Below are 23,384 nucleotides of genomic sequence, written 5' to 3'. Positions count from 1 at the left end.
CCTCCTGTCGTCACTTGTTTCGTTTCGAGGTCGGGACGACGTCGGCCCTGCAAAGTCTCTTGAGTCTACGTTAAGAGACACTGATCTCCGCCAGATGCGGATTGATCACACCTCGCACCGGTCTGCGGAGGAACTGAATAGCACAGCCGGTGTGCGGACCGGTAGTCTCGCGCGATGGCGCCAGTGGATTCCGGCCTCTTCGACCGACTCGAACGGTTCTACGACGCTTTGCCTCGGCCCTGGTCGCGGGTCGAAGAGATCGGCTCGTTGACTCTCTTCATCCGCGAGGGAGAGGGCTGGCCCTACTATGCCCGCCCGACACCGGGTTCGCACACCCCTTCCGCGGCGGACATCACCGAGGTTCGCTCGCGGCAACGCGAGCTGGGTCTCCCGGAGACCTTCGAGTGGGTGCACGAGACCACACCCGACCTGCTCGCGGTCGCCCGGTCGGCCGGGCTGGACGTGCTGCTCGCACCGCTGCTGACCCTGGATCCCGCGGCTCTCGTGCCCGATCTTCCGGTCCGCGGCGCCAACATCCGCTACCTGGACCCGGCGGCACCGTCCTTCGCCGCCGACCTGGGCTCGTCCCGGGCCGTGGCCCGGCTCGGATTCGGGGCGCCGGCCTACCGGTCAGCGCTGGAGACGGCCCTCGACTCCACCGACAAGACGCTGGTCATCGACGTGGCCGGGCCGGTCGAGCGGGACGCCGCGCCGGCACCGACCGAGGACGCCGTGCGGCAGGCGGGCGACATGTTCGACAGCGGTGACTACCTGACCGCGGTCGTGGAGTCGACCACCGAGGGCATCCTGGCCACGGCGACCAGCCAGCGGGTCGGCGACGTGGCCGAGATCGTCGGGGTCGCCACGCTGCCGTCGGCGCGCGGCCGCGGCTACGCGTCCCAGCTCACCGCCACTCTGGCCGGCCGGCTGCTGGCGACCGGCACCAACCTGATCTTCCTGTCCGCGGGCGACGACGACGTGGCGCGGCTCTACACCAAGGTCGGCTTCCGGCGGGCGGGCACGGCGTGCGTCGCGGAGCCCGCCGCGGCGTCGATCTGAGTGCGGCGGGTTTCGGTCACAGTTCCCAAGATTTGGTACGCGGTAAGCAGCGTTCTCAATCACGTCACTTACCGCTCTGAAAGCCCCGGGCCCTCTACAGGCTGAAGCTCCCTTGCCGAACGGGTGATTCTCCCGTGCGGCCGGCACCGAACCCGTCCCACAATTCGATCTTGCCCGCCCGACGGTCGTCTGCCGGCCCGGAGAGCTGCCTGAAGCTGCACACGGCAGTACTGAGAGCCGGCCGGAGGCGGGGTGGGAGCCCTCGAGGCGGGCCGGTCGGGTCGGCAGCCGGGCCAGACAACGGCCGGGCCGGACAAGGCCGCGCCGTCAGCCGGGCCGGGCAAAGGCGCGCCGCCGGCGGGGCCGGGTCGGGCGGGCCTGGTCGGGCTCGGAGCGGGCCGGGGCGGGTGGGTCAGTCGGGTGGGGTCCAGTCGGCTACCGGGTCGAGGGTGCGGCCCAGCAGACGGGGACGCATGTGGTTGAGGGCCGCGTCGCGGGCCCGCAGGGCGAGCCGGCCCCGGGCCTGGACCACCGCGGACATCCGCCGGTTCTGCCGGACGACGGTGGTGGTGCGCGGCCGGCGCAGGCGGCTGTAAGCCTCGACCGCCTCGCACAGGGCCGGCCCCGGCGCGGCGTCGGCCATCAGCGAGCGCAGTGTGGCGGCGTCCTCGAAGGCGAGGCAGGCTCCCTGACCGAGGTGGTGTGGCATCGCGTGGGCGGCGTCCCCGAGCAGGACCACACCGCCCGGGCCGGAGCCGAAGCCGTAGGCGCGGGGCAGCGGGCGCAGCTCGCGGACGCCCTGCGGGACGAGGTCCTCGGGGCGGGTGGCGCCGAGCAACTCGCCGACCGGCTGCGGCCACCCGGCGAACCAGCGGCGCAGCAGGGCGAGCTGGGTGGCCGGGGGTTCCGGGCGGGCGGCGCCGGCGGCGGTGGCCACCCAGTAGACGCCGCCGCGGCCGGCGGCGCGCTCGCCGAGCGGGATGGCGACGAAGCGGTAGCCGGCGCCGAGGATCTCGCCGCCGGGGCAGCGGTCGTCGTCGAGCCGCGGGACGCGGAAGGCCGGGATCACGGCCTGCCAGGCGGCGAAGCCGGAGCCGACGGCGACGGACTCCGGGGCGACCGCGGCGCGGACCCGGCTGTCGATGCCGTCGGCGGCGACGACCAGGTCGGCCTCGATGCTGGTGCGGCCGTCGCTGACCGCGGGGCGCAGCCGGCGCCCGGAGCGGACCGCGACGACCTCGAACCCGGTGCGGATCTCGACCTGGTCGCCGAGACCGGCGACCAGCGCGTCGTAGACGTCCTCGAGGTGAGCGGCGGCCGGAGCCGGTCCGGTCCCGGCCCGGGACCGGGGTGTGACCAGCCACTGGCCGTCGGGGCGGCGGACGCCCCCGTCCGGCAGCGGCGCCGCGATCCCGGACCAGCCGCCGTCGGGGTCGAGCGCGGTGAGCGCGCGCAGGCCGTTCGGCCAGAGGACCACGGCGGTGGGCGGCGCCGCGATCCGCTCAGCGCGTTCCAGCAGGGTGACGCGCCATCCGGTCCGCGACAGGGCGCCGGCGGCAGCCAGCCCGGCCATCCCCGCGCCCACCACCACCGCCGTACGCATGACGGGGCCCGCGGATCAGTTGTCATCGGCGGGACGGGTGGTCTTCCCCGCCTCGTCGCTGTCGTCGCCGCCACCCACGGAGGCCGGCACCGCGTCCGGTCCGGTGGAGACGGGTGGCAGGACGCCGGTCCGCTGGTATTCCCGGAAGCGCGCCTCGTCGACCACCTGATAGGCCGAAGGGATCTTGGCTGCGCTGTCCTTCGCGCCGTCGACGTCGACCGAGGACACGTCGCTCTTCTCGGCGGCCGGCTCGGGGGCGGTGTCCGGGGCGTCGATCGGCACGACGTACTCCCGGGGGCCGCGGACCAGGAGGAAGTAGGCGGTGGCGAGGGCGAAGATGACGAACGAGACGAAGACGTTGATCCGGACGCCGAAGAAGGTGTTGGCCTCGTCGACGCGGAGCATCTCGATCCAGGCACGACCCGCCGTGTAGGCCATCACGTACAGCGCGAAGGCGCGGCCCCGGCCGAACTTGAACTTGCGGTCCAGCGCCCAGACCAGGCCGGCGACGCCGAGGTTCCAGATCGCCTCGTAGGCGAAGGTGGGGTGGTAGAGCTCCGGCTTGGTCACCGGCTCGCCGTCGATCACGGTCGCGTGGCCGGGGTTGGCCGAGTCCATCTCGTGCACCTCGAGGCCCCACGGCAGCGTGGTGACCTTTCCGTACAGCTCGTTGTTGAACCAGTTGCCGAAGCGGCCGATGGCCTGCGCCACCGGCAGGCCCGGGGCCAGCGCGTCGGCGACCACGCTCAGCGGCAGGCCGATCTGCCGGGCCGCGATCCAGGCGCCGACCGCGCCGCCGCCGACCGCGCCCCAGATGCCGAGGCCGCCCTCCCAGATGTACAGCGCGCGGATCGGATCACCGTCGGCGCCGAAGTAGTCCTGCGGCGAGGTGATCAGGTGGTAGATCCGCGCGCCGATGATGCCGAACGGCACCGCCCACACCACGATGTCCAGCGAGGCCCACGGCGCCACCCCGCGCCGCCGCAGCCGGTGCTCCATGATGAGCGCGGCGGCGACCATGCCGAGGATGATGCAGAGTGCGTACGCCCGGATCGGCAGCGGGCCGAGGTGCCACACCGACGTGGTGGGACTGGGGATGGCGGCGATGTTCACGGGTGCACACGCTACCGTCGCGAAGCCGCTCCGTGCTGGCCGGGCGGGTCTCAATTTCGCCGCCCGGCCGGTCCGGATCTGGTACCGGGAGCGGACGCCGCCCGCCCGGTGCTGATTCGCTACCGAAAGCGGACGCCCTCGGCCAGTTCGGCGCTCAGGGCGCGCAGCCGGTCCAGGCCGGTGGCCCGGTCCGGGGCGTCCAGCACGCAGCGGATCAGCGCGCTGCCGACGATCACGCCGTCGGCGAACGCGGCGACCTCGGCGGCCTGTTTGCCGTTGCCGACGCCCAGGCCCACGCCGATCGGGATCCGCGGGTCGACCGCGCGGATCCGCTCGACCAGCTCGGGCGCCTGCGAGGAGACCGAGGTGCGGGCGCCGGTGACGCCCATCAGCGCGGTCGCGTAGACGAAGCCCCGGCAGTTCGCCAGCGTCATCGCCATCCGCTCGTCGGTCGACGAGGGCGCCACCAGGAACGTCCGGTCGATCTTGTGGGCGTCCGCGGCGGCGATCCACTCCTGCGCCTCGTCCGGGATCAGGTCGGGCGTGATCAGGCCGGTGGCCCCGGCCGCGGCCAGGTCCCGGGCGAACGCGTCGACGCCGTACTTCTCGATCGGGTTCCAGTAGGTCATCAGCACGACCGTGGCGCCCGCCGACGAGACCGCGTCGATGATCTTCAGGGTGTCGCGGGTGCGCACCCCGTTGGCGAGCGCGATGTCACTCGCCCGCTGGATCACCGGGCCGTCCATGACCGGGTCGGAGTACGGCAGCTCGACCTCGATGACGTCACACCCGGACCGGTGCATCTCGATCATCTGCTCGATGCTGTCGTCGACCGTCGGGAAACCGGCCGGCATGCAGCCGACCAGCACCGAGCGGTTCTCCGACTTCGCGGCCGCGAAGGTCGTACCGATCCGGCTGGTCGTGGTTTCCGCCGTGGTGGGAAGGCTCGGGCCGGTCACGTGTTCTCCCCGGGGACTACGGTCTCGACCTGGTCGAGGATCCCGAAGTAGGCGCCGGCCGTGTGCACGTCCTTGTCACCGCGCCCGGACAGGTTCACCACGATGGTCGGCGTGCGACCGAGCTCCGCGCGCAGCCGGGGCGCGATCTTAGCCACGCCGGCCAGGGCGTGCGAGCTCTCGATCGCCGGGATGATCCCCTCGGTACGGCAGAGCAGCTGGAACGCCGCCATCGCCTCGGCGTCGGTCACCGGCTCGTACGTCGCCCGGCCGGTGTCGTGCAGCCAGGCGTGCTCCGGGCCGACGCCCGGGTAGTCCAGCCCCGCCGAGATCGAGTGCGACTCGATGGTCTGGCCGTCCTCGTTCTGCAGCAGATAGGTGCGGTTGCCGTGCAGCACGCCCACCGAGCCACCGGTGATCGAGGCCGCGTGCCGGCCGGTCTCCACCCCGTCGCCACCCGCCTCGAAGCCGTAGAGGCGGACACCCTCGTCGGGGACGAAGGCGTGGAAGATGCCGATCGCGTTCGAACCGCCACCGACACAGGCGGCGACCGCGTCCGGCAGCCGGCCGAGCTTCTCCAGGCACTGCGCCCGGGCCTCGACGCCGATGCCGCCGACGAAGTCCCGGACCAGTTCCGGGAACGGGTGCGGACCGGCCGCCGTGCCCAGCAGGTAGTGGGTGGTGTCGACGGTGGTGACCCAGTCGCGCAACGCCTCGTTCAGGGCGTCCTTGAGGGTCTGCGAGCCGTTGGTGACCGGCACGACGGTGGCGCCGAGCATCCGCATCCGGGCCACGTTGAGCGCCTGCCGCTCGGTGTCCGTCGCACCCATGTAGACGGTGCACTCCAGATCGAGCAGCGCCGCCGCGGTGGCGCTCGCGACGCCGTGCTGGCCGGCGCCGGTCTCCGCGATCACCCGGGGCTTGCCCATCCGTTTGGCGAGCAGCGCCTGGCCCAGCACGTTGCGCACCTTGTGGGCGCCGGTGTGGTTCAGGTCCTCCCGCTTGAGCCAGATCTCCGCGCCGAGCGCCTCGGACAGCCGGCTCGCGCGGTAGAGCATCGACGGTACGCCCGCGTAGTTCAGCAGCAGATCCTGGAAGCGGGCCTGGAACTCCGGGTCCTGCTTCGCCGACCGGTACGCCGCGTCCAGCTCGTCCAGCGCCTTGATCAGCGCTTCCGGGACGAACCGGCCGCCGTACCGGCCGAAGTGACCGGCCAGGTCGGGCAGCGACGCGGCGGTCACCGGACCGGCCTCGGGGTAGCCGGATGATTGCCGGCGTTGACCAGCTCGGCGACCGCGTCGCGCGGCGACTTCTGGGTCACCAGGCCCTCACCGACCAGCACCGCGTCGGCGCCGGCCGACGCGTACCGGATCAGGTCGTGCGGGCCGCGCACGCCGGACTCGGCGATCTTCACGACGTTGTTCGGCAGGCCGGGCGCGATGCGCTCGAAGACCGACCGGTCCACCTCGAGGGTGCGCAGGTCGCGGGCGTTGACCCCGATGACCTTCGCGTTCGCCTCCAGTGCCCGGTCCGCCTCCTCCTCGTTGTGCACCTCGACGAGGGCGGTCATGCCCAGCGACTCGATCCGCTCCAGGAGGCCCACCAGCGCGTTCTGCTCGAGCGCGGCCACGATGAGCAGGACCAGGTCGGCGCCGTGCGCGCGCGCCTCGTGCACCTGATAACTGGAGACGACGAAGTCCTTGCGCAGCACCGGGATGGTCACGGAGTTGCGGACCGCGGTGAGGTCGTCCAGCGAGCCGCCGAACCAGCGGCCCTCGGTGAGCACGCTGATGCAGCGGGCGCCGCCGGCCGCGTACTCACCGGCGAGCTCGGCCGGGTCGGGTATGTCGGCCAGCGCGCCCTTCGACGGGGACGCCCGCTTCACCTCGGCGATCACCGCCACACCGGGTTTGCGCAGCGCCGCGTACGCGTCGATCGCGGGCGGGGCCGCCGCCGCGAGTTCGCGCACCTTCTCCAGCGGCGTGGCCGCCTGACGAGCTGCTACGTCCTCACGTACCCCGGCGAGGATCTCTTCGAGAACGTTCTGCGGAGCCGCGGGTCCGCCACTGCCCGCTTCCGCCTGATCGGATGTCACGTAATGACTCCCCTCTCCGGGTGTCTTCGGCCCGATGCTAAGAGGTCACAGGGGGTGACGACGTCCCGGGGGTATGGCGTGCCTCACGGAATGGGCTGGGGCATAATGCCAGGCCGTCCCACGCCGGTGTCGCTTCTGTCACAGCGCGGGCTCTCTCACAGCGGCTCAAGCAGGGGCCCCTCGTCCGTTCGGTGGATACCACGGCGCGTTGACGCCGCCGTCACCGTGCGGAAATAGGACTCGCTCATGATGTGACTCGGGCAGACTTGTCCCGGCGTCCCGTGACGCCGCCAGCCGGACGATGATTGCGGAGTCGAACGATGGCCACTGTCTCCCCCGCCCGTAACCAGCCGATGAGTTTCGTCGCCCTGTCCCGGACCCTCGTCTCGCTCGCGGCCGACGTCGCGATCGAGGTGCAGCGGGCGGTGGTGGGGCCGGCCAATGTGCGGACCGCCCGGGACAACGCGTGGGACGCGATCCAGGCGGACCGGGCCCGGGCGCAGGCGCGCGCGGAGACCAGCCGGGCGGTGGCGGCGCTGGTCGCGACCCGGTCGGCGCCGGCGCGGCGCCGCTCCAAGCCGCTCGTGACGCACCGCTGAGCCGCATTCGACGCTGAGCCGCATTCGACGCTGGGCCGCATTCGACGCTGAGCCCGGTCGACTGCCGGTTCGTTCGGCGAGGGATGCGAAACAGCGCGAAGCCGGATCAGCCCGGAAAAGGGCACCAAACCGGCGGTCGACTGGTCGGCCGACCCTGAACGGATGACGGCCGGTCAGCGTGTGGGGTCCTCGCCGCGGTCCAGCGCGTCCCAGAACGCCCGGGTGTCGGCCGGCCGCTCCTCGTCGGCGCGCTCCGGCCCGGCGGCCGGCGGGAACCCGGCGCGCGGTGCCGGCTCAGGAGGCGACGACGGCCCGGTGCCCGGTGGCTCAGCGGCCGGCGGAGGATCAGCGCTCGACGACGGCTCAGTGGCCGGTGACGGCCCGGCGCCCCGCGACGGCCCGGACCCGGCAGCCACCGGGTTCGCCGAGCGTGGGCCTGTGCTCCGGTCGTACCGCGACGACATGGCCGCCCACTGATGACCGTGCCGCGCGGCAAGCAGGCCGCCCAGCGTGACCGCCGCGCCGCCCAGCACGCAGGCCGCGGGCCAGACGAACGCCCCGGCGCCCGCCCCACCGGCGTCGGTGCCGGTCCGCGCCACCACCGCGCCCACGACGATGCCCGCGCCGGCGACCGCGAGCAGGACGCCCAGTGCGCGCCGCGCCACCCCGCGGGTCGCCAGGAGCGCGCCGGCCCCGGCCAGGGCGACCAGCGCGACGCCGATCAGCCAGGGCTGCGCGGCGGCGCCGGTCTGCTCGGTGCGCAGCTCCGGCAGACCCACCCGCTGTTCCGCCTCGACCGCCCAGACGCGGGTGACCGCGAACAGGGTGAGGGCGGCGCCGGCCAGGCACCCGGCGACTGCGGGAAGCTGACCGCGCCGATTCATCGGGCGGCGCGCAGGGTTTCGGCGGCGGCTATCGCGCCCAGGACGGCCGCGGCCTTGTTGCGGGTCTCCTGCTCCTCGGCGACCGGGTCGGAGTCGGCCACGATGCCGGCGCCCGCGCCGACGTAGGCGACCCCCTCCTTGATCAGCGCGGTGCGGATGGCGATCGCCATGTCCATGTCACCGGCGAAGCCGAAATAGCCCACCGTGCCGCCGTAGAGGCCGCGGCGGGTCGGCTCCAGCTCTTCGATGATCTCCATGGCCCGCACCTTGGGGGCCCCGGACAGGGTGCCGGCCGGGAAGGTGGCGGCCAGGGCGTCGAACGCGGTGCGGTCCTCGCGCAGGCGGCCGACCACCGTCGACACGATGTGCATGACGTGGCTGTACCGCTCGATCCGGGCGAACTCCGGCACCTCCACCGAGCCCGGCTCGCAGACCCGGCCCAGGTCGTTGCGGCCCAGGTCGACGAGCATGACGTGCTCGGAGCGCTCCTTCGGGTCGGCGAGCAGCTCGGCGGCGAGAGCGTTGTCCTGGTCCGGGGTGGCGCCCCGCCAGCGGGTGCCGGCGATCGGGTGCAGCATCGCGGTGCGGCCGGCGCTCACCTTGAGATGCGCCTCCGGCGAGGAGCCGACGATGTCGAAGTCGTCGAAGCGGAGCAGGTACATGTACGGCGAGGGGTTGGTGGCGCGCAGCACCCGATAGACGTCCAGCGCGTTGGCGTCGGTCGGCCGCTCGAAGCGCTGGGCCACCACGATCTGGAAGCACTCGCCGGCCCGGATCGCCTCCTTGGCGGTCTCGACGGCCTTCTGGTACTCGCCGGGGGCGGTCCGGCTGACCGGCTCGCCGGCCGGCCGGCGGTCCACCGTCGAGACCATCGGCGGGGTGGGCCGGGACAGCGCGGTGGTCATCGCGTCCAGCCGGCCGATCGCCTGGTGGTACGCCGCGCGGCGGGCCGTGTCGTCGGCGTCCTCGGCGAGCACCGCGTTGGCCACCAGCAGCGCCGAACCCTCATGGTGGTCCAGCACCACCAGGTCGGTGGCCAGCATCATGCCCAACTCGGGCAGCGGCACGTCGTCGGCCGCGGTCGCGGGCAGCCGCTCGAAGCGGCGGACCAGGTCGTAGCTGAGGTAGCCGACCATGCCGCCGGTCAGCGGCGGCAGGCCGTCATCCGGCGCGGCGCCGCCGGTCAGCGCGGCCACCGTCTCGCGCAGTGCGACGACCGGATCGCCGTCGACCGGCACGCCGTCCGGGGGTGTGCCGAGCCAGGCCGCCTGGCCGTCCCGCTCGACCAGCGTGGCGGCGCTGCGGACGCCGATGAACGAGTACCGCGACCAGGCGAGGCCCTGCTCGGCGGACTCGAGCAGAAAGGTGCCGGGGCCGCCGGCCAGCTTGGTGTAGACACCGACCGGGGTCTCGCCGTCGGCGAGGAGCTTGCGCGTGACCGGGACGACGCGCTTCCGGGTGGCGACGAAGCCGGCCTCGTCGGGGAACGTCGCACCGCTGGTCACTGAGCCTCCACAAGGTCGTCGGTGAAGCACGTGTGCGTCCCGGTGTGGCACGCCGCGCCGGTCTGCTCCACGGTGACCAGCAGGGCGTCGCCGTCACAGTCCAGCGACACCTTCTTCACGTGCTGGTAGTGCCCGGACGTGGCGCCCTTCACCCAGTACTCCCCGCGGCTGCGCGACCAGTAGGTGGCCAGGCCGGTGGTCAGCGTGCGGCGCAGCGCCTCGTCGTCCATCCAGGCGAGCATCAGGACGTCGCCGGTGCCGTGCTCCTGCACGATCGCGGCGACGAGGCCGTCGGCGGTGCGCTTGAGACGAGCGGCGATCGCCGGGTCCAGGGTGGTCTCTGTTTCGGGCACGCTGAGATTCTCCCCCATCCGCTCCGAAGCCCCACGATCCGGTAACCGGGGATGTGCGGGACACCGCGGAGCGGTACGGTCGCCGGAGCGCGGTTAGTAGCGGAGTGCCTATCGCCCGCTGCACGCTCATCGCCCGCTGCTCGGTGCGCCCGCGCAGGTGCGCGAAGCCCCGGCGGGCGCGACTCGCGACGGGAGTGAAAGCCGAGATGGAGCCGACGTCCAGCCCCGACAACAACCGGCCCGCCCCCGGGCTCGCCCGGTTCTGGCAGGTGCGCCCGGAGGAAGACGGCCCCGATCTGGTCCCGGCCCCGTCCTCCGATCCGTTCGGCCTGAGCCGCACCTCTGTCGAAACACGGCACGGCGATACTGATCACTCGGTCCCTCCGGACGAGGAGACGGGTCCCGATCAGGACGTAAAGTCCCAGGAGCCGTTCGGCGGCTTCGGGCTCGGCTCGCGGCTGGGCGGCACCGGACGCTTCCTGTTCGGCGGTCGTTCCACCAACGGGTCCGAGGACACCGGGGGCGCGACCGAGCCGCCGGGGGCCGAGGTGACCGGGACCGAGGCGGCGGACGTCGCCGACGACCCGGCCGGCGAGCAGCCGGCCGGTGCGACACCGGCGGAGGATCCGGCGGAGGAGACTCCACCGGCGGCCGACGACCAGGACGCCGCCGCGACGGCGGGCCCCAGCGACGAGAACGGACGTGAGGACATGAACGGACGGGCAGGCTCGCCCGGTTACGCGCAGGCCGGCGAGGCGCCGGGTCCGGACGGCATGTCCGTCCCGGCCCCGCCCGGCCGCGACGGGGGCGACGAGGCGCCGGTCCCGGCCCCGCCGGAGCAGCCACGACCGGCCACCGGCTGGGCGCAGGCGCCCACCACGATGGTGCCGACCACGAACGGCCCGGTCTCCGGTGCTCCGGTGTCGCCGGGGTTCTCCCCGAACGCGTACGGGACCGCGGACTTCACCCCCGACCACCCGGCTGGGACGGTCGCCCCGGCGTCCGGGCCGCCGGCGCCGGCCGCCGCCGGTCCGGAGGCGCCCGCGCCGCCGCCGAGCGTGCAGATCCCGGCCACCCGGACGCCCCCGGACCTGAATGTCGAGGCGCCGGACAACGGCGGGTTCGCCGGGTTCCCGCCGACCGGTTACAGCCTGGGCCGCTCCGGGGAGGCGTTCGGCGTCGCCTCGGTGTCACCCACCTCGCCGTCCGCGTCGGTCACCCCGCCGCCGCCCGACTTCCAGCTCTTCCCGCCCGCGCCGGTGGAGGCCGGGGTGACCGGGCTCGCCGTCGGTGGCGCCGGTCGCCGGGCCCGGGAGGAGAGCGAGGAGCCGAAGCCGGCGCCGCGCCGCTCGGCCAGCCTGGAGGACGTGGAGCCGGTCCGGCGTGCCGGCCGACGCGCCGCCGCCCGCGAGGAGGAGCAGCAGGCCCCGGCCGGTGCTGACCCGCTGGGCGGCGCCGAGGAGACGCCGGGCACCCGGACCGTCTGGGACGAGGATGCGGCCCGGCATTTCCGGGCGGCGTGGCACGAGGTGAAGGCGGAGTTCGTCGACGACCCGGTCACCGCGCTGACCCGGGCGCACGATCTGCTCACCGACGCGGTGAACGAGCTGACCGAGGTGCTGCTGGCGGAGCGGGACGAGCTGGACCCGCTGCGCGGCACGGACACGCCGGACACCGAGAGCATGCGGATGGCGATGCGGGGATACCGGGAGTTCCTGGACCGGATCCTGTCCCTGTGAGCGACGGGCCCGGGATGCGTCCCGGGCCCACCTGTGGTGTGGTTGTGCTCTGCCGGCCGCGGCACCGGCCGGCAGAGCACAAGGACGGGATCCCGCGGCCGGACGGCGGCAGAATGTCGGTCGCCGGGATCCCGCCCGTCCAGAAGACCTAGGCCGCGGTCTCCTCGGGTGCCGTGCAGCGGTGGCAGAGGATCGGGTGCAGCAGGTGCGCCAGGTCGTGCCGGTCGGCGACCGGCCGCGGGAAGGCCAGACGCGCGCTGCGGCCGCCCATCCGGACCAGGAAGCCGTACCGGTCGATCCGGACCACCGCCGGCTCGTCGCCGGGACGCGCGGCCGGCCCCAGCTGCCGCCGCACATAGGCGCCCATCTCCGCCGCGTGATGGTCGGCCAGGTCGGCGATGAGGTCGAACTCGACGGCCCGCAGCGGGTCCGGGGCGGCCTCGGCGAAGTCGTCCGGATCGATCTCGACCAGGTGCTCTTTGCGCTCGTGCCGCACCTCGGCGACGTCCATCCGGTAGAGCGCCTGGCCGACGCCGACGTCGAGCAGGTCGCCGCAGGCGTCGCTCTCCGCGTAATCCAGCGCCGCGGCACGCGCGTCGTCGCCGCTCAGCCGGGCCGCCCAGCCGGAGACCCAGACCCGGCCCAGCGACGGCGACGAGGACGTCGGCGGCACGTCGCGGATGTCGAGGACGAGCGCGGTGTCGTCGTTGCCCTCCTGCGGGCGGAGCGCGGCGGCGAGCGGTCCCTCGGCCGGCACGAGAAGCAGCACGCGACCCTGCGCGTCCGTCACATGCCTGATCGGAACCGGTCCGGGACGGCAGGCGATGTGGGCGACGGCGGGCAGGTGACCAGCGGCGAGCGTGCGCGCGATCTCGGCGGGACTGGGTTGCATGACGAGCACCTCCGGGCACCGGTTAGGCTTACCTAAGTTAGGCAAGGCTTACCGTAACAGGAGATCCCAGTTGAACAACTCTCGACCCAAGGCGAAGCTCTCGCGGGCCCTCGGCATTCCGCTGACGCGTAAGTGCGTGAAGTACTTCGAGCGGCGCCCGTTCCCGCCGGGTGTGCACGGCCGGGGACGGCGCAAGAGCTCGGACTACCAGGTCCGGCTGCTGGAGAAGCAGCGGCTGCGCCACCAGTACAACATCAGCGAGGTCCAGATGCGGGCCGCGTACGACGCCGCGCACAAGGCCGAGGGCAAGACCGGCGAGACCATGGTCACGCTGCTGGAGAGCCGCCTCGACGCGACGGTGTTCCGGGCCGGCTTCACCCGGACCATCTACCAGGCCCGCCAGCTGGTCGTGCACGGTCACTTCACGGTGGACGGCAAGAAGGTGGACCGCCCGGGCTACAAGCTGAAGCCGGGTCAGGTCATCGAGGTCCGGGAGACCAGCCGCCAGAAGCCGCCCTTCCAGATCGCGGCGACCGGCGCGCACCTCGACGGCCCGACCGCGCCGTACCTGTCGACTGTGCTGGAAGACCTGCGGACCACCGTGATCCGGGCGCCGCAGCGCTCCGAGGTCCCGGTGCTCTGCGACGAGCAGCTGGTCGTCGAGTACTACGCGCGGTGATGAACGAGCTCACGAATCGCTGAGATGGCGGGTTCCTCGCAGCGGCCGCGGTCGGCGACCCGCGGCCGCTGCGGGCGACGCGCTCATCTCACCGGTCCCCGGCGGACCGGTCAGCGTGTCTGTTCCAACCAGCTGGCGTAGAGCTTGGCGTAGATGGAGCCCTCCTCGGCGAGGAGGCGGGCATGCGGGCCGCGTTGCACGACGCGGCCCGCGTCCACCACGATCACCTCGTCGGAGGCCTCGGCCGTCGACAGCCGGTGCGCGATCGCCACCGTCGTCCGGCCCCGGGTCACCAGGTCCAGCGCATGCTGCAACCGCACCTCGGTGGCCGGGTCGACCGCGCTGGTGGCCTCGTCCAGCACCAGCAGATCCGGATCGGCCACATAGGCCCTGACCAGCGCGACGAGCTGCCGCTCCCCCACGCTGAGCGACTCACCGCGCTCCCCCACCGGCGTCTGCAGCCCCTGCGGCAGCCCGGCCAGCCAGTCCGCCAGCCCCAGCTCCGTGAACGCCACGGTCAGGGCCGCGTCGGTGATGTCCGGCGCCGCGAACCTGATGTTCTCGGCCACCGTGGCGTCGAACAGGAACCCGTCCTGGGGCACCATCACCACCCGCGACCGCAGCGACGAGAAGCGCACGCCGGTCAGCGGCACGCCGCCCAGCAGCACCGCGCCCGCCACCGGGTCCATCAGCCGGGTCAGCAGCTTGGCGAAGGTGGTCTTGCCGCTGCCGGTCTCCCCCACCACGGCCACCTTGGTCCGGGCCGGAATCTCCAGGTCCACGTCGGCGAGGACGACGGGGCCGCCCGGATAGCGGAACGACACGTCGGCGAAGCGCACCGCCAGCGGGCCGGCCGGCAGCTCCACGCCCCGGTCGCCGGGGTCGGCCACGTCCGGCTCCACGTCCAGCACGTCCAGGATGCGCCGCCAGCCGGCCACCGCGTTCTGCGCCTCGTTGAGCATGTCGGTGGCGATCTGCACCGGCTGGATGAAGAGCGTCACCAGGAACAGGAACGCGGTCAGCCGGCCCACCGTGATCTCGCCGTCCACCCCGAGCACGGTGCCGAGCACCACCACGCCGGCCAGCGCCAGGCCGGCCCCGATCTCACCGCTGGAGAAGCTGGTCACGCTCGTGCGCATGGCCCGCTTCTGCGCGGACCGCAGATCGTGGACCGCGGTGTCCAGCCGGGCCTCGGTGCGCGACGCCACACCGTACGAGCGGATCACGGTGGCGCCGACCACGCTCTCCGCGATCGCACCGAGCATCACGCCGGTACGCTCGCGGACCGCACCGTAGACGGCGGCCAGCCGCTTCTGGAACAGCCGGATCACCGCCACCGCCGGGCCGAAAGCGAGCAGCACCACGAGCGTGAGCTGCCACGAGTAGACGAACATGACCACGGTCGAGACGACCAGCTGCCCGCTGGCGAGCAGCAGCTGCACGCCACCGGTCTGCAGGAACTGGGAGATCTGGTCGACGTCCCCGGTGACCCGGGACACCATCGAGCCGCGGCGCTCGGACTGCTGGTGCAGCATCGACAGATCGTGGATGTGCCGGAAGGTCCGCGCGCGCAGCCCGCCGAGCGCGGTCTCGCTGACCGTGAACAGCCGCCGGGTCATCAGATAGCCGCACAGCGTGGAGACGGCGAGCGCCACCAGGGTGAGCGACACGATCACCAGTACGATCCCCGGGTCCGGGCCGCCCGGGCCACGGATGCCGCGGTCGATGCCCTGCTGGATGGCGATCGGCACGGAGACCCGGCCGGCCATCTGCAGCACGGCCAGCGCGATCGTGCCGGCCAGCCCGGTGCGCAGCTCCGGGGAGAGGGCGAGCCCCCGCCGGACGGTGGCGACGGTTCCCTCGCTCATCGTTCGTCCTTCTCATAGGCCGTCACCAGGTCCAGATAGCCCGGCTGCGTCGCCAGCAGCGACGCGTGCGTGCCGGTCGCCACCACCCGCCCCTGGTGCAGATAGACCACCACGTCGGCGAGCGCGATGGTGGCCCGCCGATAGGCCACCACCAGGATCGAGGTGCCCGCCTCGCGCAGGGCGCCCAGGATCGCCGCCTCGACCCGGGGATCCACGGCGCTGGTGGCGTCGTCGAGCACCAGCAGGCGGGGCCGGCCGGCCATCGCGCGGGCCAGCGTGAGCCGCTGCCGCTGGCCGCCGGAGAGGGAGGTGCCCCGCTCGCCGACCTCGGTGTCCAGTTTCGCCGGCAGCCCGTCGACGAAGCGGTCGGCCTGGGCCAGCCGCAACGCGTCCCACACCCGGTCGTCGACGATCTCCGGGCGGTCCAGGGCGATGTTGCCGCGGACGGTGTCGTCGAAGACGAACGGGACCTGCGGCACCAGGGCGGTGGCGTTCGCCAGGGCGGCGCCGGCCAGGTCGGGCAGCTTCACACCGTCCAGCGCGACGCTGCCGGACTCCGGGTCGACCAGGCGCACGGCCAGGGCGGCGATCGTCGACTTGCCGGAGCCGGTGGCGCCGACCAGGGCGACGGTCTTGCCGGCCGGGACGGTGAAGGTCACGTCGTGGAGGACCGGAGGCCGGCCTTCAGTCCTTTCTTGGGCGGTGGCGGGGTGGTTGGACGGGCCTTCGGCGTAGCGGTAGTTCACCTGCTCGAAGCGCAGCTCGGCGGGACCGTCGCCGGGCAGAGCGCTCCGGCCGTACGGCAGATCGCCCTCCGCGGTAAGCACCGCCTGAACCCGCTCCCATCCGGCCACGCTGCGCGGCAGCTCGCCGATCACCCACCCGATCGCGCGCACCGGGAACGCGAGCACGGTGAACAGGAACGCGACGCTGACCAGCTCGGTCACGCTGATCGCGCCCTGCTCGAGCCGCCAGGTGCCGAGCAGCAGCACGGCCAGGGTGCCGACGCTGGGCAGGCTGTCCATCAGCGGGTCGAAGACGCCGCGCAGCCGGCCCACCGCGACCAGCGCGTCGCGCAGTTCGGTCACGAACACACCGAACCGGCGCGCCTCGTCCGCCTCCCGGCCCATCGTCTTGACCACCAGGGCGCCGTCGAAGCTCTCGTGCGCCACCGCGCTGACCTTGGCACGCATCCGCTGGGCGTGGATCTGCCGGGGCGACATCCGGCGGGAGTAGGCGAGGTTCAGCGCGAACAGGGCCGGGAAGAGCGCGACCCCGACCAGCGCCAGCACCCAGTCGGTGAGGAAGAGCGAGACCACCGCCCCGAGGATCATCACGATCGTGCCCACCGCGAACGGCATCGGCGCGATCGGCGCGAACGCGGCCTCGACGTCGGAGCTGGCGTTGGAGAGCAGGGTGCCGGTGGCGTGCCGCTGGTGCCAGGCCGGCGGCAGCGCGAGATAGCGCCGGGTGACCGCCCGGCGGTACCGCGCCTGCAGGTGGAACTGCATGTAGCCGGCGCCGAGGCGCCGGGCGAAGATGCTGCCCACCCGCAGGCCGCTGATCCCCATCAGCGCGGCGACGGCCAGCGCGAGGCTGCCGGTGTTCGCCCGGCCCGCCGCGAACGCCGGCACCACGATGTCGCCGATCACGTATCCCACGACGTACGAGTTGGCGATGATCAGTAATCCGAAGAAGCTGCTGCCGATCGCGCTGATGACGAAGAGCCGTGGCTCCGTCCGGATCGCGTGGCCGAGTACCCGCAGTCCCCGTCCCAGCACGTCGTTGCCGGCCTTGCCGCTCAATGTCCTACCCGACTGGTAAGTGTTGGCCGACGTGTTCGGCCTTACCTTCCCATCCTGCCCAACCGGGCGGCTGTTTACATTGTGGCCACGATTACAGCAGCGGTGCGCGCGCCGTCGCCGACAGGCTGCGGGCGACCGTATCGCCTACCATCGACAGATGACCAACTACGCCCGCGTCGAGCGTGAGCTCCTCGCCGACCTGCTGCTCAGCACCGGTCCGGACGCTCCCACGCTCTGCGCCGGGTGGACGACGCGGGATCTGGCCGCGCACATCGTGGTCCGCGAGCGCCGCCCGGACTCGGCCGCCGGGATGATGATTCCCCCGCTGGCTGGGTACGGCGAGAAGATCCGCCTGTCCCGGGCCGCTCTGCCGTTCCCCGAGCTCGTCGGCCAGCTCCGCCGGCCCCCGGTCTGGAGCCCGGTCAGCAACCCCCTGGTGGATCCGCTGGCGAACACCATGGAGTTCTTCATCCACCACGAGGACGTGCGCCGGGCCGCGCCGGACTGGCAGCCCCGCACCCTGGAGCAGGGCGAGCAGGCAGCCCTCTGGCGTACCGTCAAGCTGCTCTCCCGGGCCTCGCTGCGCCGTCTCAAGATCTCCGCCGAGCTGGCCGCGACCGGCTTCGAGCCGGTGCGGTCCGGCGACACCCCGCAGGTGCGGCTCGCCGGCGACCCGGGCGAGCTGGCGATGTTCTTCTTCGGGCGGCAGCGCGCGGCCCGGGTCGAGATCGAGGGTGACCCGGCGGTCGCGGAGCGCCTTCGCAAGGCCCGCCTCGGGGTCTGATTGGCCCAACCGAACGGCCCGGAATTGGATCGAATCCGGTGCCGATCCGCGATTACGTTCGCACCATGAACGCTCGCACCGGCCTCTCCGTCGCCCAGGGCGCCGCCCTCTCCGTCGGCGCCGTCCTGGGCACCGGACTGATCTCCCTGCCCGCGCTCGCCGCCGAGGCCGCCGGGCCCGCCGCCCTGGTCGCCTGGCTGGCCCTGATCGTCCTGTCCGCCCCGCTGGCCTGGACCTTCGCGGCCCTCGGCGCGCGTTACCCGGGCGCCGGCGGCGTCTCCAGCTACGCCCGGATGGCGTTCGGCCCCCGGGTGGCGGCCGTCGTCGGCTGGTGCTTCTACTTCGCGGTGCCGCTCGGCGCGCCGGTCGCCGCCGGGTTCACCGGCGGCTACGTGGCCGATGTCGTCGGTGGCGGGCGGGCCACCGAGTTCGGCACCTTCCTGGCCATCGTCGGCACGGCGTACGTGATGAACTGGTTCGGCCTGCGCGTCTCCGGACGGGTGCAGCTGGTTCTCACCGCCACGCTGGCCGTGCTGCTGGTGGCCACCGTGGTCGCCGCCCTGCCGCACGCCCGCTGGGACAACCTCACCCCGTTCGCGCCGCACGGCTGGGACGGGATCGGCGCCGCCGCGGCCATCCTGGTCTGGGGATTCGCCGGCTGGGAGGCGCTCTCCTCGCTGTCGGCCGAATACCGCGACCCGCGCCGCGACGTCCCCCGCGCCACCATGCTCGCGGTGGCCGTGGTCGGTGTCCTCTACCTGGCCGTCGCCGCGGTGAGCGTGCTGGCGCTCGGCCCCGCCCTGGCCGCCAGCCGGGCCCCGCTCTCCGATCTGCTGGCGATCGGCGTCGGCGGCCCGGTGCGCCTGTTCACTGCGGTCGTCGCGGTGATCCTCACGCTGGGCGCGGTGAACGCGTACTTCGCCGGGTCGAGCCGGCTGGGCGCCGCGCTGGCCGCCGAGCGCGCGCTGCCGGCCCGGGTGTTCGGCACCCAGCGCAGGTCACTGACCTTCATCTTCGTGGCCGGCATCGGTGCGGCGCTGCTGCCGCTCGACCTGCACACCGCCACACTGCTGGTGACCGGCTGCTTCACCCTGGTCTACGTGCTGGGCACGGCGGCGGCGCTGCGCCTGCTGCCCGGAACCGGCGCCCGGGTGGTCGCCGCGGTGGCGTTCGTGCCGGTGGTGGCGCTGCTCTGGTTGAACGGGGCGCCCGCGCTGTTCAGCCTGGTCGTCGCCGCCGGTGCGGTCCTATATCAGGGGTGGCAGCAGCGCCAGCCCCTCCTCGATCAGGCCGGGGTCGACAGCGCCGAACCCGAACACCAGCCCTGCCCGTGACGGTGGGCCCTCGGCGGCGTAATCGGCCAGGTTCTCCACGGCCAGCCCTCTCCGGCGCGCCGCCGCGACCACCCGGGCCGGGTCGCCGGACCGCAGCAGGGCGGTGACGTGCAGGCCCGCCGCCGAAGGCAGGACCTCACACGCGGGCACCTGCCCGAGACATCGCGCTATCCGGGCGTGGCGGTCGGCATAGGAGCGCCCGGCCCGGCGCACATGACGGGCCAGCTGCCCCTCGTCGATGAACCGGGCGAGCGCCGCCTGCACCGCCGTCTGCCCGTATCCGTCGCTCACCTGCCGCGCCGCCACCACCGCGGCGCGCAGGCCGGGCGGTACCAGCACGAAACCGGTGCGCACGGCCGGGAGCATGCTCTTCGAGAACGTCCCGACATAGAGCACCCGCCCGCACCGGTCCAGCGTGCAGAGCGGTTCGAGCGGCCGCGCCGAGAAGCGGAACTCGCTGTCGTAGTCGTCCTCGACGATCGCCGCCCGCCGGCTGCGGGCCCAGTCGAGCAGTTCCTGGCGCCGGGCCAGACTCATCACCCGGCCCAGCGGGAACTGGTGCGACGGCGTGACGTACACCAGCCGGGACTGCGCCGGCAGCGCCGCTACGACCAGCCCCTGCTCGTCCACCGGCACGCCCACCACGCGGACGCCGAGCGAGGTGAAGAGCCGGCGGGCCGGCGGATAACCCGGCTCCTCCACCGCGACCACGTCACCCGGGCGCAGCAGCACCCGGGCGATCAGGTCGAGCGCGTGCTGGGTGCCGTTGGTGACGACGACGTCCGCGGCGGTGGTGCGCACCGACCGGGAGTACCCGAGGTAGCGGGCGATCGCGGCACGCAGGGCGGGATGGCCGGAGGGTTCCGCGTACGTCCCGGGGCCGTTCGCCCGCAGCCGCAGCTCCGCCCCGACCAGCCGTCGCCAGGTGTCGAACGGGAACAGGCCGGCGTCCGGGATGCCGGTGCGGAAGTCGTACCGCGGGACCGGCTCCTCGCCGCTGGTCGGCAGCGGGGTGAGCGTCCAGCCGGCGCGCGGGCGCAGCGCGTCGGGCTCCGGCAGCGGCGCCCGGCGACGTGCCCGCGCCGCCGTCACGAACGTCCCGGCGCCGACCCGGGCGGTCAGATGGCCCTCCGCCACCAGCCGCTCGTACGCCCCGGCGACGCTGCCCCGCGAGACACCCAGGTCGGCGGCGAGCACCCGGCTCGCCGGCAGCCGGTGCCCGGCCGGGACGCGGCCGTCCACGATGGCCGCGCGCAGCGCCCGGTAGACCGCGGCGGTCGTCCCGCCGGATCCCGGCTCGATCTCGATGACCAGATCCACGTGGCTGATTCTCAGTCTGTTCTCAGCCGGGCGGCTGTCTCGCCCGCAGATCGCCGCTGACTAGGATTGGGGTGCCCGGTTCTATAGATCAGCACTCTAGCCCTGACGCCGGACGCGCATTACCCTCCGGTAACACTCACGTTACTAACACACCGTTTCGGTCGAAGGCGGCACCCGATATGGCTCTCGAGGTTCCCTACCGGTCAATCCCGGACATGCTCTTCCAGCGCGTGGCGAAAACCCCGGACGCCCGGGCGCTCGCCGCGCCGAACTCCACCGACACCGGCCCCGCGTGGCTGACCTGGCGACAGGTGGGCGACCGCGCCAAGGCGATCGGCGCCGGCCTGCGCGAGCTGGGTGTCGGCATCGAGGACCGGGTCGCGATCCTGTCCAACACGCGGCTCGAGTGGATCCTCGCCGACCTCGGCATCAACGTCGCCGGCGGCGCGGCCACCACGGTCTATCCCACCACCGAGCCCGAGGACACCGCGTTCATCGTGTCCGACTCCGGCTCCAAGGTGCTGATCGCGGAGAACGCGCAGCAGGCACTGAAGATCGTCGGTGCGGAGACCTCGCTGACCAAGGTGGTGCTGATCGACGGCCCGGCCGACGCCGGCGCCACCCCGCCGCAGATCACCCTGGCCGACCTGGAGCAGCTCGGCGCCGAGGCGCTCGGCCGCGACCCCGGCCTGATCGACGACGTGATCGCCCAGCTCACCCCCGACCACGTCGCCACCCTGATCTACACCTCCGGCACCACCGGCCGTCCGAAGGGCGTGGTGCTGCTCCACCGGGGCTGGACCTGGGAGGGTGTCGCTCAGGAGCACCTCGGCCTGTTCTCCCCCGACGACCTGCACTACCTCTGGCTGCCGATGTCGCACGCGTTCGGCAAGACGCTGCTCTGCGGCATCCTGCACGTGGGCGTGCCGACCTACGTCGACGGCCGGGTGGACAAGCTGATCGACCTGCTCTCGGCGATCAGGCCGACGCTGATGTGCGCCCCGCCGCGGATCTTCGAGAAGGTCTACAACAAGGCCGTCACCAACGGCATCTCCGGCACCGGCCTGAAGCCGAAGATCTTCAACTGGGCGGTCGCCACCGGCAAGAAGAAGGTGGCGCTGGAGCAGGCCGGCAAGCCGCTCCCCGCCGGCCTGAAGGTGCAGTACTCGATCGCCGAGAAGCTGGTCTTCTCGAAGCTGCAGGCCCGCCTCGGCGGCAATCTGCGGGTGCTGGTCAGCGGCTCGGCCGCGCTCAGCCGGGACATCTCCGAGTTCTTCGCGGCGGCGAACCTGCCGATCCTCGAGGGTTACGGCATGACCGAGGCCTGCGCGGCGAACTTCGTGAACCGGCGCGGCAAGCTCAAGATCGGCACGGTCGGCCAGGCCGTCGGCGACCTCGAGGTCCGCATCGACACCGACGGCGAGGTGCTGCTGCGCGGCGCGCCGATCATGCGGGGCTACCACAACCTCCCCGACGCCACCGCCGAGGCGCTCACCGAGGACGGCTGGCTGCGCACCGGCGACATCGGCGAGCTCGACGCCGACGGCTACCTCAAGATCACCGACCGGAAGAAGGACCTGGTCAAGACGTCCGGCGGCAAGTTCATCGCCCCGTCGGCGATCGAGGGCGCGTTCAAGGCCGTCTGCCCGTACACGTCGCAGGCGATCGTCATCGGCCAGAACCGCAACTTCGTCACCATGCTGATCGCCCTCGACGAGGACGCCATCAAGACGTGGGCCGCCGCCGGCCCGCTCGCCGGCAAGAGCTACGACGAGATCGTCGCCGCGAAGGAGACGCACGCTCTGGTGGAGGGCTACATCGCCGAGCTCAACGCCAAGCTGAACCGGTGGGAGACGGTCAAGAAGTTCGCCATCCTGCCCCGTGACCTCAGCATCGAGAACGGCGAGGTCACTCCCTCCATGAAGATCAAGCGGCGCAGCGTGGAGACCAACTTCGCCGAGCAGATCGACAGGATGTACGCGGGTTCGCTCGCCCAGCTCTGATCCATATCGGCCAAGCCGGTGCCTTCCCGCTGCGGGAGGCACCGGCTTTCCAACGCAGTGTGTGAAGTTCGGGCTCGATACGCACCCCAACTTCACACGCAATCTCAAGACCGTGTGTGAAGTTCGGGCTCGATACGCGCTGTCCTGTCCCGAGACATGTGTCAAGGGGAAGTCCCGGTAGATGTGTCACCAGTTGTTGGTCATGGTGTTCGGGTGAGGGTGATGTATCTGTTTGCGGGTTCCAGGTGCAGGTGGCCGATCGGGTGGCCGTCGGGGTTGTAGACGGTGACGTGGTTGCCGTCGCGGATGGCGGTGACGGTGGTGCCGCGGTAGGTCGTGCCGATGCTGGTGGTGTGTCCGGCGACGGCGATGGTGCCGTTAGCGGCCACGGTGCAGCGGTGCAGGGTGGCGTCGGTTTGCCGGGGCAAGCTGCCGGGCCCGCCGAGGCTGGTGGCGGCCGCCCAGGCCTGTTCGGGGGTGCCGCGGCCGGGCAGGGCGCTGTGGCGCCGGTGGTGGTAGTGGTCGCGGTAGGTGTCCAGCAGGGTTTGCAGTTCGGTGATGGTGTGGGGGACGGGCCGGGTGGACAGCCATTTCTTCAGGGTTTGGTGGTGGCGTTCGACCTTGCCGCAGGTTTGCGGGTGATACGGGCTGGAGTTGATCGGTCTGACTCCGTGCTCGATCAGGCAGCGGGTGAAGGTGGAGATGGAGCCGGACCGGGTCAGCCGGCTGGTGAACGCGGTGCCGTTGTCGGACAACACGATCGCCGGGACGCCGTACTCGTCGAACGCGCGCT

General features: G+C 72.7%; 20 protein-coding genes. 7 read left to right on the top strand and 13 right to left on the bottom strand.

Annotated features, from left to right (window positions below):
• The first annotated feature begins 174 nt into the window (after positions 1 to 174).
• The gene (locus AC0NH5_RS20765) at positions 175 to 1,059 is read left to right on the top strand and encodes a GNAT family N-acetyltransferase (RefSeq protein ID WP_474406263.1); all 885 of its coding nucleotides are present in this window, start codon (positions 175 to 177) and stop codon (positions 1,057 to 1,059) included.
• Positions 1,060 to 1,471: 412 nt separating this feature from the next.
• On the opposite strand, the gene AC0NH5_RS20760 is transcribed toward AC0NH5_RS20765, so the two are convergent.
• The 5 genes from AC0NH5_RS20760 to trpC all read right to left on the bottom strand — a co-directional run bounded on the left by AC0NH5_RS20760 (position 1,472) and on the right by trpC (position 6,826).
• Complete coding sequence (locus tag AC0NH5_RS20760) at positions 1,472 to 2,662, bottom strand: FAD-dependent oxidoreductase (protein ID WP_474406261.1); 1,191 nt, start codon at positions 2,660 to 2,662, stop codon at positions 1,472 to 1,474.
• A gap of 15 nt (positions 2,663 to 2,677) precedes the next feature.
• Complete coding sequence (gene lgt / locus AC0NH5_RS20755; protein ID WP_474406258.1) at positions 2,678 to 3,775, bottom strand: prolipoprotein diacylglyceryl transferase; 1,098 nt, start codon at positions 3,773 to 3,775, stop codon at positions 2,678 to 2,680.
• 119 nt (positions 3,776 to 3,894) lie between these two features.
• A complete protein-coding gene (gene trpA / locus AC0NH5_RS20750; protein WP_474406256.1) occupies positions 3,895 to 4,734 on the bottom strand; it encodes a tryptophan synthase subunit alpha in 840 nt (279 codons plus the stop codon).
• Positions 4,731 to 5,972, bottom strand: coding sequence for a tryptophan synthase subunit beta (gene trpB, locus AC0NH5_RS20745; protein WP_474406254.1), 1,242 nt, complete (start codon positions 5,970 to 5,972; stop codon positions 4,731 to 4,733). The genes trpA and trpB overlap by 4 nt, the downstream gene beginning before the upstream one ends.
• Positions 5,969 to 6,826, bottom strand: coding sequence for an indole-3-glycerol phosphate synthase TrpC (trpC, locus tag AC0NH5_RS20740; protein WP_474406252.1), 858 nt, complete (start codon positions 6,824 to 6,826; stop codon positions 5,969 to 5,971). Before trpC ends, trpB begins: the two co-directional genes overlap by 4 nt.
• Positions 6,827 to 7,146: 320 nt before the next feature.
• On the opposite strand from trpC, the gene AC0NH5_RS20735 reads away from it, so the two are divergent.
• Positions 7,147 to 7,425 (top strand): hypothetical protein, encoded by a 279-nt coding sequence (locus AC0NH5_RS20735; RefSeq protein ID WP_474406250.1) that lies wholly within the window; start codon positions 7,147 to 7,149, stop codon positions 7,423 to 7,425.
• Between the two features lie 173 nt (positions 7,426 to 7,598).
• Here the strand turns inward: AC0NH5_RS20735 and AC0NH5_RS20730 are convergent, their stop codons facing one another.
• From AC0NH5_RS20730 to hisI, 3 genes are read right to left on the bottom strand one after another with little or no spacing between them, the layout of a single operon-like run.
• A complete protein-coding gene (locus tag AC0NH5_RS20730; RefSeq protein ID WP_474406247.1) occupies positions 7,599 to 8,309 on the bottom strand; it encodes a Trp biosynthesis-associated membrane protein in 711 nt (236 codons plus the stop codon).
• Positions 8,306 to 9,814, bottom strand: a complete 1,509-nt coding sequence (locus AC0NH5_RS20725; protein ID WP_474406244.1) for an anthranilate synthase component I — start codon at positions 9,812 to 9,814, stop codon at positions 8,306 to 8,308. Before AC0NH5_RS20725 ends, AC0NH5_RS20730 begins: the two co-directional genes overlap by 4 nt.
• Complete coding sequence (gene hisI, locus AC0NH5_RS20720) at positions 9,811 to 10,185, bottom strand: phosphoribosyl-AMP cyclohydrolase (protein ID WP_474406241.1); 375 nt, start codon at positions 10,183 to 10,185, stop codon at positions 9,811 to 9,813. Before hisI ends, AC0NH5_RS20725 begins: the two co-directional genes overlap by 4 nt.
• Before the next feature lie 188 nt (positions 10,186 to 10,373).
• Between hisI and AC0NH5_RS20715 the strand changes: the two genes are divergently transcribed.
• The gene (locus AC0NH5_RS20715) at positions 10,374 to 11,906 is read left to right on the top strand and encodes a hypothetical protein (protein ID WP_474406239.1); all 1,533 of its coding nucleotides are present in this window, start codon (positions 10,374 to 10,376) and stop codon (positions 11,904 to 11,906) included.
• 148 nt (positions 11,907 to 12,054) lie between these two features.
• On the opposite strand, the gene AC0NH5_RS20710 is transcribed toward AC0NH5_RS20715, so the two are convergent.
• Positions 12,055 to 12,798 (bottom strand): DUF2470 domain-containing protein, encoded by a 744-nt coding sequence (locus AC0NH5_RS20710; protein WP_474406237.1) that lies wholly within the window; start codon positions 12,796 to 12,798, stop codon positions 12,055 to 12,057.
• Between the two features lie 70 nt (positions 12,799 to 12,868).
• Between AC0NH5_RS20710 and rpsD the strand changes: the two genes are divergently transcribed.
• The gene (gene rpsD, locus AC0NH5_RS20705) at positions 12,869 to 13,477 is read left to right on the top strand and encodes a 30S ribosomal protein S4 (RefSeq protein WP_474406235.1); all 609 of its coding nucleotides are present in this window, start codon (positions 12,869 to 12,871) and stop codon (positions 13,475 to 13,477) included.
• 110 nt (positions 13,478 to 13,587) lie between these two features.
• On the opposite strand, the gene AC0NH5_RS20700 is transcribed toward rpsD, so the two are convergent.
• Positions 13,588 to 15,345 carry an ABC transporter ATP-binding protein gene (locus tag AC0NH5_RS20700; protein WP_474406232.1) on the bottom strand — a complete coding sequence of 586 codons (1,758 nt, stop codon included), beginning with the start codon at positions 15,343 to 15,345 and terminating at the stop codon, positions 13,588 to 13,590.
• Positions 15,342 to 17,126, bottom strand: coding sequence for an ABC transporter ATP-binding protein (locus AC0NH5_RS20695; protein WP_474406620.1), 1,785 nt, complete (start codon positions 17,124 to 17,126; stop codon positions 15,342 to 15,344). The genes AC0NH5_RS20700 and AC0NH5_RS20695 overlap by 4 nt, the downstream gene beginning before the upstream one ends.
• Before the next feature lie 181 nt (positions 17,127 to 17,307).
• Between AC0NH5_RS20695 and AC0NH5_RS20690 the strand changes: the two genes are divergently transcribed.
• Together AC0NH5_RS20690 and AC0NH5_RS20685 are read left to right on the top strand one after the other, a co-directional pair.
• Complete coding sequence (locus AC0NH5_RS20690; protein WP_474406229.1) at positions 17,308 to 17,934, top strand: TIGR03085 family metal-binding protein; 627 nt, start codon at positions 17,308 to 17,310, stop codon at positions 17,932 to 17,934.
• 65 nt (positions 17,935 to 17,999) lie between these two features.
• Positions 18,000 to 19,268 (top strand): APC family permease, encoded by a 1,269-nt coding sequence (locus AC0NH5_RS20685; RefSeq protein ID WP_474406226.1) that lies wholly within the window; start codon positions 18,000 to 18,002, stop codon positions 19,266 to 19,268.
• Here the strand turns inward: AC0NH5_RS20685 and pdxR are convergent.
• The gene (gene pdxR, locus AC0NH5_RS20680; RefSeq protein WP_474406224.1) at positions 19,182 to 20,588 is read right to left on the bottom strand and encodes a MocR-like pyridoxine biosynthesis transcription factor PdxR; all 1,407 of its coding nucleotides are present in this window, start codon (positions 20,586 to 20,588) and stop codon (positions 19,182 to 19,184) included. The genes AC0NH5_RS20685 and pdxR overlap by 87 nt on opposite strands.
• A gap of 179 nt (positions 20,589 to 20,767) precedes the next feature.
• Between pdxR and AC0NH5_RS20675 the strand changes: the two genes are divergently transcribed.
• On the top strand, positions 20,768 to 22,591 hold the full coding sequence (locus AC0NH5_RS20675) for an AMP-dependent synthetase/ligase (RefSeq protein ID WP_474406222.1): 1,824 nt from the start codon (positions 20,768 to 20,770) through the stop codon (positions 22,589 to 22,591).
• 200 nt (positions 22,592 to 22,791) lie between these two features.
• Here AC0NH5_RS20675 and AC0NH5_RS20670 read toward each other — a convergent pair.
• Positions 22,792 to 23,384, bottom strand: a 593-nt coding sequence (locus AC0NH5_RS20670; RefSeq protein WP_474406220.1) for an integrase core domain-containing protein, incomplete at its 5' end; no start/stop codon positions are given.

The organism is Actinoplanes sp. 13 (assembly GCF_056134165.1).
Note: the sequence above shows the minus strand (reverse complement) of the source record. Positions and strands in the feature narration are given on the sequence as shown.

What these genes read in the sequence shown, in the direction of transcription:
- AC0NH5_RS20765 (WP_474406263.1), top strand. Translation starts at nt 175, where the DNA reads ATGGCGCCAGTGGATTCCGGCCTCTTCGACCGACTCGAACGGTTCTAC.
- AC0NH5_RS20760 (WP_474406261.1), bottom strand. Translation starts at nt 2,662, where the DNA reads ATGCGTACGGCGGTGGTGGTGGGCGCGGGGATGGCCGGGCTGGCTGCC.
- AC0NH5_RS20735 (WP_474406250.1), top strand. Translation starts at nt 7,147, where the DNA reads ATGGCCACTGTCTCCCCCGCCCGTAACCAGCCGATGAGTTTCGTCGCC.
- AC0NH5_RS20730 (WP_474406247.1), bottom strand. Translation starts at nt 8,309, where the DNA reads ATGAATCGGCGCGGTCAGCTTCCCGCAGTCGCCGGGTGCCTGGCCGGC.
- hisI (WP_474406241.1), bottom strand. Translation starts at nt 10,185, where the DNA reads ATGGGGGAGAATCTCAGCGTGCCCGAAACAGAGACCACCCTGGACCCG.
- AC0NH5_RS20715 (WP_474406239.1), top strand. Translation starts at nt 10,374, where the DNA reads ATGGAGCCGACGTCCAGCCCCGACAACAACCGGCCCGCCCCCGGGCTC.
- AC0NH5_RS20710 (WP_474406237.1), bottom strand. Translation starts at nt 12,798, where the DNA reads ATGCAACCCAGTCCCGCCGAGATCGCGCGCACGCTCGCCGCTGGTCAC.
- AC0NH5_RS20700 (WP_474406232.1), bottom strand. Translation starts at nt 15,345, where the DNA reads ATGAGCGAGGGAACCGTCGCCACCGTCCGGCGGGGGCTCGCCCTCTCC.
- AC0NH5_RS20690 (WP_474406229.1), top strand. Translation starts at nt 17,308, where the DNA reads ATGACCAACTACGCCCGCGTCGAGCGTGAGCTCCTCGCCGACCTGCTG.
- AC0NH5_RS20685 (WP_474406226.1), top strand. Translation starts at nt 18,000, where the DNA reads ATGAACGCTCGCACCGGCCTCTCCGTCGCCCAGGGCGCCGCCCTCTCC.
- AC0NH5_RS20675 (WP_474406222.1), top strand. Translation starts at nt 20,768, where the DNA reads ATGGCTCTCGAGGTTCCCTACCGGTCAATCCCGGACATGCTCTTCCAG.